The sequence below is a fragment of the Mycobacterium sp. NS-7484 genome (genome assembly GCF_001953975.1).
Lineage (GTDB): Bacteria > Actinomycetota > Actinomycetes > Mycobacteriales > Mycobacteriaceae > Mycobacterium.
Genome location: NZ_MBEJ01000067.1, coordinates 24,125 through 39,345, shown reverse-complemented (window position 1 = coordinate 39,345; position 15,221 = coordinate 24,125). Strand labels below are relative to the sequence as shown.

14 protein-coding genes are annotated in these 15,221 nt (G+C 67.8%); 3 read left to right on the top strand and 11 right to left on the bottom strand.

Annotated features, from left to right (window positions below):
- Positions 1-472 precede the first annotated feature (472 nt).
- Entirely contained in the window at positions 473-1,150 is a 678-nt protein-coding gene (locus tag A5733_RS11985) for a response regulator transcription factor (RefSeq protein WP_076240270.1), read from the top strand.
- On the opposite strand, the gene A5733_RS11980 is transcribed toward A5733_RS11985, so the two are convergent.
- From A5733_RS11980 to glmS, 4 genes are all read right to left on the bottom strand, one after another.
- Positions 1,147-2,538, bottom strand: a complete 1,392-nt coding sequence (locus A5733_RS11980) for a glutamate decarboxylase (protein WP_067770502.1) — start codon at positions 2,536-2,538, stop codon at positions 1,147-1,149. The two genes, A5733_RS11985 and A5733_RS11980, sit on opposite strands and share 4 nt — an antisense overlap.
- A gap of 37 nt (positions 2,539-2,575) precedes the next feature.
- The gene (locus A5733_RS11975; protein ID WP_076240269.1) at positions 2,576-4,003 is read right to left on the bottom strand and encodes an NAD(P)H-hydrate dehydratase; all 1,428 of its coding nucleotides are present in this window, start codon (positions 4,001-4,003) and stop codon (positions 2,576-2,578) included.
- A 99-nt stretch (positions 4,004-4,102) separates the two neighbouring features.
- Entirely contained in the window at positions 4,103-4,594 is a 492-nt protein-coding gene (locus A5733_RS11970; RefSeq protein ID WP_067770498.1) for a hypothetical protein, read from the bottom strand.
- A gap of 174 nt (positions 4,595-4,768) precedes the next feature.
- Positions 4,769-6,646: a glutamine--fructose-6-phosphate transaminase (isomerizing) gene (gene glmS, locus A5733_RS11965; protein WP_076240268.1), complete on the bottom strand. Its 1,878-nt coding sequence runs from the start codon at positions 6,644-6,646 to the stop codon at positions 4,769-4,771.
- 94 nt (positions 6,647-6,740) lie between these two features.
- Between glmS and A5733_RS11960 the strand changes: the two genes are divergently transcribed.
- Both A5733_RS11960 and A5733_RS11955 read left to right on the top strand, forming a co-directional pair.
- Positions 6,741-7,592 carry a dienelactone hydrolase family protein gene (locus tag A5733_RS11960; RefSeq protein WP_076240267.1) on the top strand — a complete coding sequence of 284 codons (852 nt, stop codon included), beginning with the start codon at positions 6,741-6,743 and terminating at the stop codon, positions 7,590-7,592.
- Between the two features lie 43 nt (positions 7,593-7,635).
- Positions 7,636-8,688, top strand: coding sequence for an LLM class F420-dependent oxidoreductase (locus A5733_RS11955; protein WP_076240266.1), 1,053 nt, complete (start codon positions 7,636-7,638; stop codon positions 8,686-8,688).
- A 12-nt stretch (positions 8,689-8,700) separates the two neighbouring features.
- Here the strand turns inward: A5733_RS11955 and A5733_RS27490 are convergent, their stop codons facing one another.
- From A5733_RS27490 to A5733_RS11920, 7 genes are all read right to left on the bottom strand, one after another.
- Entirely contained in the window at positions 8,701-10,164 is a 1,464-nt protein-coding gene (locus A5733_RS27490) for a hypothetical protein (RefSeq protein ID WP_158070606.1), read from the bottom strand.
- Positions 10,165-10,185: 21 nt separating this feature from the next.
- Positions 10,186-10,491 carry a type VII secretion target gene (locus A5733_RS11945; RefSeq protein WP_076240265.1) on the bottom strand — a complete coding sequence of 102 codons (306 nt, stop codon included), beginning with the start codon at positions 10,489-10,491 and terminating at the stop codon, positions 10,186-10,188.
- A 36-nt stretch (positions 10,492-10,527) separates the two neighbouring features.
- Complete coding sequence (gene glmM, locus A5733_RS11940; protein WP_076240297.1) at positions 10,528-11,868, bottom strand: phosphoglucosamine mutase; 1,341 nt, start codon at positions 11,866-11,868, stop codon at positions 10,528-10,530.
- 149 nt (positions 11,869-12,017) lie between these two features.
- Entirely contained in the window at positions 12,018-12,488 is a 471-nt protein-coding gene (locus tag A5733_RS11935) for a hypothetical protein (protein WP_142253949.1), read from the bottom strand.
- 285 nt (positions 12,489-12,773) lie between these two features.
- A complete protein-coding gene (rpsI, locus tag A5733_RS11930) occupies positions 12,774-13,217 on the bottom strand; it encodes a 30S ribosomal protein S9 (RefSeq protein ID WP_142253955.1) in 444 nt (147 codons plus the stop codon).
- Positions 13,218-13,240: 23 nt separating this feature from the next.
- Complete coding sequence (gene rplM, locus A5733_RS11925) at positions 13,241-13,684, bottom strand: 50S ribosomal protein L13 (RefSeq protein ID WP_067775134.1); 444 nt, start codon at positions 13,682-13,684, stop codon at positions 13,241-13,243.
- A gap of 267 nt (positions 13,685-13,951) precedes the next feature.
- The gene (locus A5733_RS11920) at positions 13,952-15,217 is read right to left on the bottom strand and encodes an HAD family phosphatase (protein WP_076240263.1); all 1,266 of its coding nucleotides are present in this window, start codon (positions 15,215-15,217) and stop codon (positions 13,952-13,954) included.
- Positions 15,218-15,221: the final 4 nt, after the last annotated feature.

Sequence of the window (15,221 nt, the reverse complement as noted above, 5' to 3'; positions counted from 1 at the left end):
CGTCAGAGGGGCCGCCTTGCGGAAACGCTAGCGCAGCGGCGGCACATTGCCCCATGGCCCGTAGGGGCCGTTACTACCGATACCCATACCGGGGGTGGTGCTCGGCGGCACCGAATACACCTCGGCATTTCCCGGCGTCTGACACACCACCGAGCCACCACCATGCGTGCAGTCCCCGGAGGGCGCTGCGAAAGCGCTTGGTGCAGCGACTATTCCTACTGCGATACCCACTGCAGCTCCAGCGCCGGTCAGCACCGCTGCAAGTGAAACCGGCTTCGTCGTCCTGTTCACCTGGCCCACACTCCTTCAGTTGTCCTGTACTTCCACGGTTGCCGCGCGCCGACGAAATATCATTGGGGCTAGCCCCCCTAACTGTTGAGGGGTAGCCGGGTCACCGGCGAAGCCAAACGTCGTGCGGCGGGTATCACTACGCCGACCGCCGACGATGACGCGGTCGGTGTGGAGACAGGCGATGGCAGATGCAAGCGGTGCTGACGTCGTGATCCGTGTCATCGTGGCCGCCGAGGACGTGCTGTCGCGCGAAGGGCTGGCGGGTTTGCTCGATCGCTGGGGCTTCGATGTGGTGGGACGGGCCGACGGTGCTCTCCGATTGCCGGAGCTGGTGCGCACACATGAGCCTGATCTCGTCCTGATCCACATCCCCGATCCGTCCGATCACCCGGCGGAATACGAGGCCGCGCGGTCGATCCGCACCGAGTTTCCGAATACGGGCGTGCTGGTGTTGTGTGCGCGCGTCGAGGTGCGGCATGCGATCGACGCGCTGGCCGGTGGCGGCGGCATCAGCTACCTGCTCACCAGTCGGATCACCGACATCGCCGATTTCGTCGACATTCTCAAGCGCATCGCCCGGGGTGCGTGCATCGTCGGCCCCGCGGTGGCTCAGGCGCTCGTGTCGGCACGCGAAGACCAGGATTCGCTGGCGACGCTCAGCGCGCGGGAGCACGACGTGCTCAGACTGATGGCCGAGGGCCGCTCGAACGACGGCATTGCCCGCCGGTTGTATCTGGCCGAGGGCACCATCGAGAAACACGTGCACAACATCTTCACCAAACTCGGGATCACCGAGACCAGAGACGATCACCGCCGGGTGCAGGCGGTGATCGCCTTTCTGCGTGGTGAGGGCAACTAGTGCGCGAAGGGTTGCTGATCGTCGAACTGCCCGCGCGGCTTGAGCTCGTCGAGTTGGTTGAGCACGGTGATGGTGTCGTCTTTGAGCGCCCGGGCCAGATCCGCCGAGAAGCCCTCACGCACCACCACCCGCAACACCACGACATCGGTGGCGTCGTCGGGCATGCTGTACGCCGGTACCTGCCAGCCGTAGGCGCGCAGCCCCTGGGACACGTCGAACTCGGTGTAACCGGGTTTGCCCTTGAGCCGGAAGCTGACCACCGGGATGGCCGATCCGTCGGAGATCAGCTCGAAATGCTCGCTTTCGCGTAGCTGATCGCCGAGCCAGCGGGCGGTCTGTGACAGGGATTTCATCACCTTGGTGTAACCGGCCCGGCCCAGCCGCAGGAAGTTGTAGTACTGGCCCACCACCTGGTTGCCGGGCCGGGAGAAGTTCAAGGTGAACGTCGGCATGTCGCCACCTAGATAGTTCACCCGGAACACCAGGTCCTCGGGCAGATGCTCGTGGCTGCGCCACACCACGAAGCCGATACCGGGGTAGGTCAGCCCATATTTGTGTCCGCTGACGTTGATCGACACCACCCGCGGGAGCCGGAAATCCCACTCCAGGTCGGGATGGATGAACGGGACGACGAATCCGCCGCTGGCCGCGTCGACGTGCACGGGCACGTCCAAACCCTTCTCTGAAGCGAGCTGGTCCAGTGCGGCACAGATCTCGGCGATCGGTTCCAGTTCACCGGTGTAGGTGGTGCCGAGGATCGCGACCACACCGATGGTGTCCTCATCGACCGCGTCGATCACCTGTTCCGGGGTGATGACGTAGCGACCCTCTTCCATCGGTAGGTAGCGAGGCTCGACGTCGAAGTAGCGGCAGAACTTCTCCCACACCACCTGGACGTTGGCGCCCATCACCAGGTTCGGGGTGCGTCCCTTCCAGTCCTTGCCCGCCTTCTCCAGGCTCTGGCGCCAACGCCACTTGAGGGCCAGCCCGCCCAACATGACTGCCTCGCTGGAGCCGATCGTCGAGACCCCGGTGGCGCTGGTCGGGTCGTCGTCGGTAAGGCCCTCGGCGTGGAACAGATCGGCGACCATGTTGACGCAGCGTCCCTCGATCGCGGCGGTGACCGGGTACTCGTCCTTGTCGATCATGTTTTTGTCGAACGTCTCGGCCATCAGCTTCTCGGCCTCGGGTTCCATCCACGTCGTGACGAACGTCGCCAGGTTCAGCCGGGAGCTGCCGTCGAGCATCAACTCGTCGTGGATGAACCGGTAGGCCGCGGTGGGGTCCATCGCGTCGTCGGGTAGACGCAACGACGGGACCGGCGCCATCGCCAATCTGCCGGTGTAGGCCGGCGCGATGTGTGGACTGCGATGGTGCTTGTGCGACATGGGTTGTCCTTTTCGTTTGGGCTTCGTAAGAACTCTGTCAGAGCGAGGCGATTGCGGCACGGACATGAGACAGGATGCGCGACGCCGACGTCGGCGCCGGGCGGGGCCCCGGATCGGCAGCCGAAAGGTTGGCGGCGCGGGCATGGACGAAAGCGGCCGCCGCGGCGGCTTCTCCTGCGGGCAGGCCCGCGGCCAGCAGGGCGCCGATGATCCCGGACAGCACATCCCCGGAACCTGCTGTGGCAGCCCAGGACTGGCCGGCCGGGTTGAGGTAGGCGCAGCCACGCCCCCGCCCCGACTCGGGCTCGGCGATGACGGTGACGTTGCCCTTGAGCAGAACCGTGGCACCCAGACGCTCGGCCAGGTCGCGCGCCGCGGCGACGCGGTCACTGCCGGGCGGATTGCCGGCCAGCCGCTCGAATTCACCGGCGTGCGGGGTCAGCACGGTCGGCGCACTGCGGCCGACGAGCAGGCCGGGGTCCTTGGCGAGCATGGTCAGCCCGTCCGCGTCGACGATCACCGGCAGGTCGGACTCCAGGGCGAAACGCAGTGCGGCCTTCGCCGTCTCGTCGGTGCCCAGCCCGGGTCCGACGGCCCAGGCCTGCACCCGGCCCGTCTCCTCGACGGTGGGTGCGGCGATCACCTCGGGCCATTGGGAAAGCACCTGTGGCGCAGCACTTCCCGCATAGCGAACCATGCCGGAGGTGGCAGCCACCGCGGCCCCGACGCTCAGCACAGCCGCTCCGGGATAGGTCGAGGAGCCCGACACCACGCCGGTGACACCCTGGCTGTATTTGTCGTCGTGCGGACCCGGGATCGGCCAACGGGCCCGGACATCGGCCGCCTCGAATCCGGCGAGGTCGGTGGGCGCCAAGTCCAGGCCGATGTCGACGAGTTCGACACGACCGCACTCACCCAGCGCGTGCACCGGTTTGAGGCCACCGAAGGTCACGGTCAGCGCGGCCTGCACGTGCGGACCGTCGGCGGCGCCGGTCTGCACGTCGATTCCGCTGGGGAGGTCGACGGCAACCACGGGCGCAGTGTTGGCGTCGAATACCGCAGCGGCGTCGGGACGTAACGAGCCGCGCCCGGAGATGCCGACGACACCGTCGATCACCAGATCGGTTCCGCCGGCGATCTCGGTGACCACCCGTCCCCCGGCGCGGCGGAACGCGGCCAGGCCCTTGGCGTGAGTTTTCTCCGGATTGAGTAGGACGGCGTCAGCGGCCGCTCCGCGGCCGCGCAGGAACGTCGCGGCCCACAGCGCATCGCCGCCATTGTCACCCGAACCCACCACGGCACAGATCCGCCGGCCGGCGACCCCGCCGGTGCGTCGCGTGAGCTCCGTGCCGATCGCGGTGGACAACCCATACGCGGCGCGGCGCATCAGCCCACCGTCGGGCAACGATGCCAACAATGGCGCCTCGGCGGCACGGATCGCATCAGCCGAGTAGTAGTACCGCATCAGCTCCCGCCCGCTCGAGGTGCCCGTGTGCCAACAGGTTACGCGGCTCCTCTTGGGAACGGCTGAATTCGGGCCGACGCGCCGTCCTGGTTAGTCCACCTAGTGCGGCGGATGGAAGACCCCGGTGAACCCGACGACATACAGGGCATGTTCGGACTGGTTGCCGATCGCGGGCCCTTGGCCGATCAACAGCGTCCCCCGCTCCTCCATGGAGACACTGAATGTCGCGTTGCCCCAACTGTGCAGCGTGAACTTGATCACCCGGGGAGCGAGCAGCAGGGAAATCGAAAAGCCCAACTTGTCAACGGCGTTCGCGGAAAACGGTTGCCGCGGGGTATGCCCGAATCCACCCTCACCGGCCGGCGGATCGATGTCCAGGGTCCGGTCGCTGAAATAGTACTTGAGCGGTTCGCCCCCGGACGTCGACAGTCGAGCCGGCCGGAAGATCGGCCCGACAAACGATCCGGGATGGTACGTCGCTTCGCCGGTGGCGTAGCTCGCGATTCCGCTGTCCTGGTTCGTCACGAGCGTGATGCCCACCCGTGAACCGTCCCCCACCTCTTCGAGGATTTGATTCAGACTCTTCCCCATGATCTTCCCCCTCAGTCGATTCGACTGTTCTGTTGTAACGAGACACCAGAACGTTATGGGGACGAAGGCTCCCGACAAACGAGTAGTCGACTACCTCAATTCGGCTTGCGGCGCGCTGCCGACGGAACTCGGACCAAAGCCCTTGGGCACCAAGGGCCTTGGGGGCGCGCCGACCTACTCGACGGTGACCGACTTGGCCAGGTTTCGCGGCTTGTCGACGTCGTAGCCGCGCGCCCGGGCCACCCCGGCGGCGAACACCTGCAACGGGATCGTCGACAGCAGCGGCTGGAAAAGCGTTGACACCGCCGGGATCTCGATCAGGTGATCGGCGTAGGGCCGCACCGTGTCGTCGCCCTCCTCGGCGATGACGATGGTGACCGCACCACGGGCCTGGATCTCCCGGATGTTGCTCAGCAGCTTGGCGTGCAGCATCGCCGCGTTCTTCGGTGAGGGCATCACCACGATGACCGGAAGATCGTCGTCGATCAGAGCGATCGGGCCGTGCTTGAGCTCGCCGGCGGCGAAACCCTCGGCGTGCATGTAGGCCAGCTCTTTGAGCTTGAGCGCACCCTCCAGCGCCACCGGGTACCCGACATGACGGCCCAGGAACAGCACCGTCGGCGATGTGGCGAATCGCTGGGCGAGTTGGAACACCGGCTCGATCCCGGCCAGCACCCGGCTGACCATGTCGGGCATCGCCTCGAGCTCCCGGTACTCGCGCTCGACCTCGTCGGGGTACTTGGTGCCGCGGGCCTGCGCCAGCGCCAGCCCCACCAGATAGTTGGCGGCGATCTGGGCCAGGAACGTCTTGGTGGCCGCGACACCGATCTCCGGCCCGGCGCGGGTGTAGAGCACCGCGTCGGCCTCACGCGGGATCTGGCTGCCGTTGGTGTTGCAGATCGCCAGCACCTTGGCCTTCTGCGTCTTGGCGTGCCGCACAGCCTCGAGGGTGTCGGCGGTCTCGCCGGACTGCGAGATGGCGATCACCAGCGTGCTGCGGTCCAGCACCGGATCGCGGTACCGGAACTCACTGGCCAGCTCGACCTCGACGGGCAACCGGGTCCAGTGCTCGATCGCGTACTTGGCCAGCAGACCCGAGTGGTAGGCGGTGCCGCAGGCGACGATGAAGACCTTGTCGATCTCGCGCAGTTCCTGATCGGAAAGCCGCTGCTCGTCGAGGACGATGCCGCTGTCGACGAAATGTCCCAGCAGCGTGTCGGCGACCGCGGCCGGCTGCTCGGCGATCTCCTTGAGCATGAAGTAGTCGTAGCCGCCTTTTTCGGCGGCATCGAGATTCCAGTCGATGTGGAATTCGCGGTAGTCGCGGCCGGCCTGCAGATCGTCGTTGCCGGAGAAGTCGGTGATCCGGTAGCCGTCGGCGGTCAGCACCACGGCCTGATCCTGACCGAGTTCCACGGCATGGCGGGTGTGCTCGATGAATGCCGCCACGTCGGAGCCGACGAACATCTCCCCGTCACCGATACCGACCACCAGCGGGGTGGACCGGCGGGCGGCCACGATCGTGCCCGGATCGTCGGCATTGGCGAACACCAGAGTGAAGTGGCCTTCCAGGCGCTGCAGGACGGCCAGCACCGAGGCCGGGAAGTCTCCGGCCGTGGCTCCCTGGCGGTACTGCCGCGACACGAGGTGCACGGCCACCTCGGAATCGGTGTCGCTGGCGAACTCGACGCCCTCGGCTTCGAGCTCGGCCCGCAGGACGGCGAAATTCTCGATGATCCCGTTGTGGACGACGGCGACCTGACCTGCGGCATCCCGATGCGGGTGGGCATTGCGGTCGGTGGGGCGGCCATGGGTGGCCCAGCGGGTGTGGCCGAGGCCGGTGGTGCCGGTCAGTACCGCGTCGTCGGTCTCGTCGAGGGCGGCCTCCAGGTTGGCCAGCCGGCCGGCGCGGCGACGCACCGTCATGCCGCCGTGGCCGTCGAGCAGGGCGATTCCAGAGGAGTCGTAACCCCGGTATTCCATCCGGCGCAGCGCGTCGACCACGATGCCGCGCGCCGGGCGCGTCCCGACGTAGCCGACGATTCCACACATAGGGTCCCAGGGTAGTGCAGGAGGCCGTCCCGACCCGATTCCGCGCGACGGCGGTTGACGTAAATCACCGTGCGCTCTGCGCTACGGTCAACCCGTGGCCAGCACAAAGAAGCTCTTCGCACGGTTGACCCGGCGCGGACCGCACAAGGTTCTGCGCGGCGACCTGGCGTTCGCCGGCATGCCCGGTGTGGTGTACACGCCCCAGGCCGGTTTGAACCTGCCCGGGGTGGTGTTGGGCCACGACTGGATGGCCCAGGCCGGAAACTACGCGCGCACGCTGGAACATCTGGCCTCATGGGGCATCGTCGCCGCCGCACCCGACACCGAGAAGGGGTTGGCACCGTCGGTGCTCAACTTCGCCTTCGATCTGGGCGCCGCGCTGGAGATCATCACCGGGGTGCGGCTGGGCCCGGGCAAGATCAGCGTGCACCCGGGCAAGCGGGGTGTGGTGGGGCACGGCTTTGGTGGGTCCGCCGCGGTGTTCGCGGCCGCCGGGATGGCCGGGGACCAGCACCGCCCTAAGGCCGTGGTGTCGTTGTTCCCGACGGTGACCACTCCGCGGGCCGAGGAACCGGCATCGACACTGCGGGTGCCCGGCCTGGTGTTGACCGCGCCAGGAGATCCGATGACGCTGCGCTCGAACGCGGTGGAGCTGGCCCGGGCCTGGGAGGGTGCGACTCTGCGCACCGTCAGCAAGGCCAAGGCGGGTGGTCTGGTCGAGGGTCGCCGGCTGGCGCGGTTCTTCGGGCTGCCCGGCGCCGACCGGCAGACCCAGAAGATCGTGCGCGCGATGCTCACGGGATATCTGCTGGCCACGCTGGCCGGGGACAAGACCTACCGCGATTTCGCCGATGCCGACGTGGTGCTCCCCCACACCGAGCCCGCCGATCCGAACGCCGACCCGGTGGCCCTTGAGGACAAAGTCGTTGCGCTGCTCAAGCCGTAGACCAGCTTCCCAACCAACCGGTTGATGGTGATATAACTCCCTGATGCGCACAGGCATCTTTCTGAGCTACGCCGGCGGCTTCAAGGAGGCGGCCGACCAGGTCGTCGAATTGGAGAAGGTCGGCATCGACATCGCCCTCGTGGCCGAGGCGTACTCCTACGACGCCATCAGCCAGCTGGGCTACCTGGCCGCCAAGACCTCGACCATGGAACTCGGCACCGGCGTGGTGCCGATCTACACCCGCACACCGTCACTGATGGCGATGACCGCAGCCGGAGTGGACTACGTGTCCGACGGCCGGTTCCGGCTCGGCATCGGCACCTCCGGTCCGCAGGTGATGGAGGGCTTCCACGGCGTGCCGTTCGACGCGCCGCTGGGCCGCACCCGCGAGGTGGTCGAGATCTGCCGCCAGGTGTGGCGGCGTGAGAACGTCGACTACCAGGGCAAGTACTACCAGCTGCCGCTGCCCAGCGAGGGTCCCGGGGCCCGCGGGACCGGGCTCGGGAAGTCCCTGCATCTGATCAATCACCCGGTGCGGGAACGTATCCCGATCACCATCGCCGCGCTGGGGCCGAAGAATGTCGAGCTGACCGCCGAGATCGCCGAAGGCTGGCAGCCCGTGTTCTACCTACCGGAGAAGGCCGACGACGTGTGGGGCGATGCGCTGCGGGCCGGAGCGGCCAAGCGCGATCCGGAGCTGGGACCGTTGGACGTCATGGTCAGCGCGAGCCTCGCCATCGGTGACGACGTGGACGACCGGCTGGCCTGGGCGAAACCCCAACTGGCGCTGTACATCGGCGGGATGGGCGCCCGCGGGCAGAACTTCTACCACAAACTGGCCACCCGGTACGGCTACGGCGAGGTGGCCGATCACATCCAGGACCTGTTCCTGGCCGGCAAGAAAGCCGAAGCGATCGCGGCCGTGCCCGACGACCTGGTGCGCAACGTGTCGCTCGTGGGGCCGAAGGGATTCGTCAAGGAACGCCTGGCCGCCTACGCCGAGGCCGGGGTGACCACCATGCTGGTTCACCCGCTGGCCACCGACACGGCCGAGACGGTGAAGTTCTGCGAGGAGCTGGTGTCACTGACCCGATAGCCGCACCTCGGGCTACCCACCGACCTGCGGCAGCTCGTCGGCCGCGATCGAACACGGGGTGTCCTCCGTCGAATCGGCCAATGGCTCGGTCGGCGGCGCCGTCGGATCAGTCGGCAGTTCGACCGGTGGCGCGGGCTGCGAATTTGGCTGTGCCTCAGGTTGTTCGACGACATCCTCGGTGGCGGCGTCGTCAACTCCCAGTTCCGCTTCCCCGTCGAGGGGCACGGTTTCCTCCTCACCGTCAGGATTCTCGCCGGGCTCGCCGGGGGCTTCTTCGTCGGTCTCTTCGTCGGTCTCGTCACCGGCTTCGTCCTCGGGGTCTTCTTCGAGATCTGATTCTTCGGACACCTCCTCACCCTCGTCGGCAAGTGGGTCTTCTGCGTCGAACGGGTCCACGTCGAACGGGTCCACGTCGAACGGGTCCACACTGTCGCCGCCCAGGGTGCTGCCGTCGGATCCGATCAACCCGCCGAACATGTCGGCCAGGCGCTGACCCAGATCCGCCAGAGGGCTGCCGACGCCGGAGCTGCCTGCACCGGGAAGCCCCGCACCCCAACCACCGGTTCCAGATCCGGTGGGCGGCATCGGTGCCGACGCCCCCGTCACCGCCGGATCGATCGCCGCTGCCGGATCGCCGGCCGCCGGCGCGACCGCGGGTGCTGGCATGGCCGCTGGTGCGGGCGCCGGCGCGGCAGCCGGTGCGGCATACGCAGGCGCGGAGGCGGGTACCGCCGAAACAGATTGTGCCGGTGGGTAATACGACGGAACGCCCGCAGTGTCGAGCCGCCCTCCGGGTGTCGGCCCCAGCTGCCCGGGCACCGCGAACACCGGCAGCGGCGCGGCCCGGATCGCGCTGAGCGCATCCTCGTACGCGTCGGCCACCGCTGCGGTTCCGGCGCGCATCGCGGTCAGCCAATCACCGCCGACATGCTCGGCAACAAACGGCCTGACCTGTTGGTCGACGAGTTCGGCGGCCGTATCGCGCTGCCCCACCCCGCTGCGTACCGTCCGGGCCGCAGCCAACCAGACGTCGCGGTGCGAGGCGCACCGTTGCTCTATCTCGATGGCAGCCGAGACCTTGTCATCGACCGCCCGCCACAATCGATCGCCGAGCGTGCCGAGCGCATCAGCGGCAGCCCGCAATGCTGTGACCAGCTGCTCGGACGCGGTGGCGTGGCCCGTCAAAAAACTGCGCGAGGCCGCTGCCCCGCCGCCCTGCCAGGCTGCGGTGAGCGCGTCGGCCTGGTCCCGTTGCAGCTGCAACGCTTGTTCGGCGACCGCCGCGGCCGCCAGCAGCGCGGCCCGGTCGGCCTCGAGTGCGCCGAGGTCGAGCCCCTCCTCGGCGCAGTACCGGTCGTACATCGCGGCGGGTTGCGCGGTCAGATCGGGGTGCTGATAGCCGAGCTGGTGTGCCGCCCAGACGTATTCGGCCAGTGTGTCCACGGCGGGCATCCCGTGGGCCAAAGTCGTTGTCACATCACGACTTCCGGACATCACTCAGCCCACCCGGCCGGCGGCCAGCTCATCGGTGATCACATAGCGGTCAGTGCAGAGCCGAAGCACCGCGGCGATCTCGCCGGCAGCTCGCGACCACTGCCGCACGGCGTCGGCCAGATCGTCGGTGGTGGATCGAACGGCTTCGCCATGGCCGACATGCTGCCGGCCGGCGGTGGCCCCGCCGAACACCGGACGACTGAGCCGGCTGCGCGCGCCGCCCTCCAACAGGTCGGCGATCGCGTCGTATTGCTGTGCGGCGCCAAGCACCGCTTCGACGTCGACACGGGCCAGGTCAACTTGTGCCATGCCGATTTAGACGCAGCCGGCCGGCACCTGGTTCCCTCAGGCTGAGTGACCGCTGACCGAATCGGCCACCCGCACGGCCAGCATCCGGGCCGTGTTCTCGTCGGCGGCCTCGACCATCACCCGAACCACCTGCTCGGTGCCCGACGGCCGCAACAGGATCCGGCCAGTGTCGCCGAGTTCGGCCTCGGCCTCGGCGACCGCCGACTGCACGGACGGCGCCTCGGCCACCGCTGCCTTGTCCGCCACGGCCACATTGATGAGGACCTGCGGCAAGGTGCGCATCGGCTCGGCGAGCGCGGCCAACGAGCTGCGGGTCTGAGCCATCCGCGACATCAGGCGCAGGCCGGTGACGATGCCGTCGCCGGTCGTGCCGAGGCCGGGCAGCACGATGTGGCCGGACTGCTCACCACCGAGCGAGTACTCGCCGGCCCGCAGTTCCTCCAGGACGTATCGGTCTCCGACGCCGGTGGTGCGGACCTCGATCCCGGCGGCCCGCATGGCCAGGTGCAACCCGAGATTGCTCATCACGGTGGCCACCAACGTGTCCGACGCCAGTTCCCCGGCCTCCTGCATCGCCAGCGCCAGCACCACCATGATCGCGTCGCCGTCGATCACCTGACCGGAGGCGTCCACGGCCAGGCACCGGTCGGCGTCGCCGTCGTGCGCGAGCCCCAGGTCGGCGCCGTGCTCGAGGACCGCGGCCTGCAGCGTCTCCATGTGGGTGGACCCGCAGCCGTCGTTGATGTTGAGGCCGTTGGGTTCGGCGTTGATTGCGACGACGTTCGCTCCGGCGGCCCGGTAAGCCCGCGGCGCGGCGGCCCATGCCGCGCCGTGCGCGCAATCCACCACGACGGTCAGCCCGTCAAGCCGCGTGGTCACGGCCTTGCCGGCGTGGCGCAGATAGCGGTCCAGCGCGTCTTCCGCGTCGAGCACCCGGCCGATGCTGGCCGCGATGGGCCGGCTGCCGGGGCCCGCGTGCACGAGCTCCTCGATCCGGTCCTCAGCGGCGTCGTCGAGCTTGTGTCCGCCCGGACCGAAGATCTTGATGCCGTTGTCGGGCATCGGGTTGTGCGACGCGGAGATCATCACCCCGAAGTCGGCGTCGTAGGCGCTGGTCAGATAGGCCACCGCCGGGGTCGGCAGCACCCCGACCCGTAGGGCGTCGACGCCCTCGCTGGTGATACCGGCGATCACCGCGGCTTCCAGCATCTCGCCGCTGGCCCGCGGATCGCGTCCGACGACCGCCACCGGGCGGCGGGTCCCGGAAGAGTTGGCGAGTCGCCGCGCCGCCGCCGAACCGAGCGCAACCGCCAGCTCGGCAGTCAGATCGCGGTTGGCGACCCCGCGCACCCCATCGGTGCCGAACAGTCGACCCATGCTCTCAAACTTCTCATAATCGACCGTCAGAAACACAACCGACGAGGTCAGCGACCATCTCGGGGCTCAATCGAGATGACCCCGTGACCCCAGACGCAGATCACCGCCCGCACCTGGATCAGATGCGGGCGGTGATTCAGCGGATCGGATCAGCCGATCGGGGCGTCAGTGTCCTCGCTCGGGGCGGAACCGGGCGCCGGCGTCGTCGTGGGCGACGTCGTGGTGGTCGGCGCGGTATCGCTCTCCTCGGGACCCGTGCCCTCGGTGTAGCTCGACGGCTCGGTGGCGGCCCCGCTATGGGCCGGGGCGGCCTCGTTCTGACGGAAGCTCACGGCTCCGATCGTGTTGTCGCAGACGCTCTGCTCGGTGCCGCTGGCATCGACCTTCTGCGCGGCCGACGTCACCGTGGCGGCATCGGTGTCGCACACCTTGGCCGCCAACTCCGCAGCCGAGGAGACCTCGACGTTCTCCAGCACCCCGGCCGAACCGACGGAGACGTCAACCCTGCCGTCCTGGGTATCGGCGTTGGCCAACCCCACACCGGCCGAGAAGAACAGCGCCCCTCCCAGAGCGGCCCCTACCGTCACTCGTTTGAGGGTGTCGTTCTTCATCGAAAGCATGCAGTACTCCTCTCAGTCGGGAAGCGGTTCGGTCTGTTCCAGGCGCCATACAGCGCCCCCACTTCGCCTCCACGGGTTGCACGCTTTCGGCCGTACTCAAACCAAAATTTAATAATTCGCCCCGGTCCCCGTCGCCGGTGCGGACCGCCTTGGGGGTTCGCCCTGTCCAGTTTCGGCACTGGTGACGAGTCTGGCGCCGCTTGCTGAGGCACCCCGGAAAAAGACCGAAAAAAACCGCCGGGCATGGGGGTTGTCCCCATGCCCGGCGGCCATGACTCGAACAGATCAGCGCTTGCTGTACTGAGGCGCCTTGCGGGCCTTCTTGAGGCCGTACTTCTTGCGCTCGATGGCACGCGGGTCACGCGTCAGGAAGCCGGCACGCTTGAGTGCGGGCCGGTCCTCCGGCTGCACCAGGATCAACGCACGGGCGATCGCCAGGCGCAGGGCGCCGGCCTGACCCGAGGGGCCGCCACCGTCGAGGTGGGCGTAGATGTCGAACTGCTCCAGGCGGTCGACGGTCACCAGCGGGGCCTTGATCAGCTGCTGGTGCACCTTGTTCGGGAAGTAGTTCTCCAGGCTGCGGCCGTCCAGGTTGAACTGGCCGGTGCCGGGCACCAGGCGCACCCGCACCACGGCCTCCTTGCGGCGGCCGACGGTCTGGATGGGACGGTCGATGATGACCGGCTCGCGCTGCTCCAGCTCCACGGTCTCGGTGACGGTTTCGACCACGTCACCGTTTTCAATCGTCTCGGTCACTGGGCCACCTGCTTGATCTCGTACGGAACCGGCTGCTGCGCGGCGTGCGGATGATCCGGGCCGGCGTAGACCTTGAGCTTCTTCTGGATCTGGCGACCGAGCTTGGTGTGCGGCAGCATGCCGATGATCGCGTTCTCGACGACGCGGGTCGGGTGCTTCTGCAGCAGCTCGCCGATGGTGCGCTTGCGCAGACCGCCCGGGTAACCCGAGTGGCTGTAAGCGAACTTGTTGGTCAGCTTGTTACCGCTGACGGAGATCTTGTCGGCGTTGATGACGATGACGAAGTCGCCACCGTCGACATTCGGCGTGAATGTCGGCTTGTGCTTGCCGCGCAGCAGATTGGCAGCTGCCGCGGCGAGCCGGCCGAGCACCACGTCTTGGGCGTCGATGACGTACCACTGACGCGTGGTGTCACCCGCCTTCGGCGTGTACGTAGGCACAGCGCTTACCTCTTCTTCTCGGGTTGAGTCCCAGGATGTCCCGGGTGCCGGTCAGGTCTGCGCTCTACGATGTCCCGGCGACCGACGTTGACCCGGGGACCGCGCCCCAAAGGGCAGCGCACACCAACAGAGCAGCTTACCGGTGGGCGTCCGCGCAGGTCAAAACGCGCCTGGCGGCGCCGGGAGTGCCCAACGTGAACAAGATCGCGAGATTGTCGAGAAATTTCGCGATCGTGTTCACGTTCGGCGCCACTAGGTGTAATTCAACTAGGACACCGAATCCTTTTGGTCAGGCACCACGCTGCCGTCCGGGCGGCGCAGCGGGGCTTGGCTGCCGCTGGGCTCGATGTAGCCCTCCGTCGCGCACTCGTACGCCTCGACCTGCTTCTTCTTCGGGTCGATGAACATCGGGTTCACCAGCCAACGACCGTCGGCGTTGTCGTAGGCCGAGCACATCAGCTCGGTCTTGTTGCGGTTGAGCACAAGGCGCAAGGCGGTGGCATCGGTGAGGAACGTGACGTCGGTGTCGGAGTCCCCGGCGCCGAACGCCGCCCGCTGGGCCTCGGCCTGCTGCTCGAACGCAGCGGGGCCCTTGATCCCGAAGACCTCCTCGTTGACCCGGCATCGCTTGCCCTCGATGTACGGGATGGCCACCTCACCGCCGCACGGCACCAGCTTCGATGTCAGCACGTCGCCGTCGCGCTCGGTGCGCACACCCATCACCTTGTCCGGGGTGAAGCCGAGATCGGCCGCCCACACCCGCACCACCGGCTCGGCCGAGGCGGAGATGATTCGAACGTCGAAACCGTTGGCCCGCAATGTTTTCACCAGATCGCGCATCTCTGGGTAGTACCGGACCCAGCCGGTCTCGTCACCGCTGCCGACCTTCTGCTCAGTGCCCTCGGGCGCGGCGAGGTTCTCCTTGCGGGCAGCCTCGACGAACCCGGTCAGTTCCGACTCGGGCCAGCCGGCCAGCATCTGGGCCGCCCACGCGTACGACGGCTCGAACCGGCGGGCGTTGAACCCGGCGAAGGCCGGTTCGTCGGCCCGCGTCTGCCCCTCGGTGTACACCGACACCAGTTCGTCGGCGCACCCGAGATCGGTGTCGGTCGGCATCGGCCGGCCCGGAGTGGTTGCGGCACAAGCCTTGCCGAGTGCCGCGGTGGCCTGCGGGGTGAGGTAGGGGCTGGTGGTCGACCAGTCGCCGCCGGCGGGCGCCCGCAACTTGCCGTTGCGCACCATCCAGAAGAAGGTGGCGTCACCGATGTCGTTCTTGACCACGGTGTTGTCCCAGTCGAAGAGCGCCAGCGGAGCACCGTCGGCCACTGAGCCATCCACGCCGCAGGTACCCAACTCCGCGAGCATCGCGTTGATCCGGTCCCGGTTGTCGCCGTACCAACCGGGGTTGTCGACCAGGGTGCGACACCCGGGCGCTTCGGCAGCGGACGACTCCCCCGAGTCCTCGCCGGTGCCGCAACCCGCCAAGGCGACCGTCGTCGCGGCGAGCAGAGACAGGACGGCACGTACGGTCATCGAG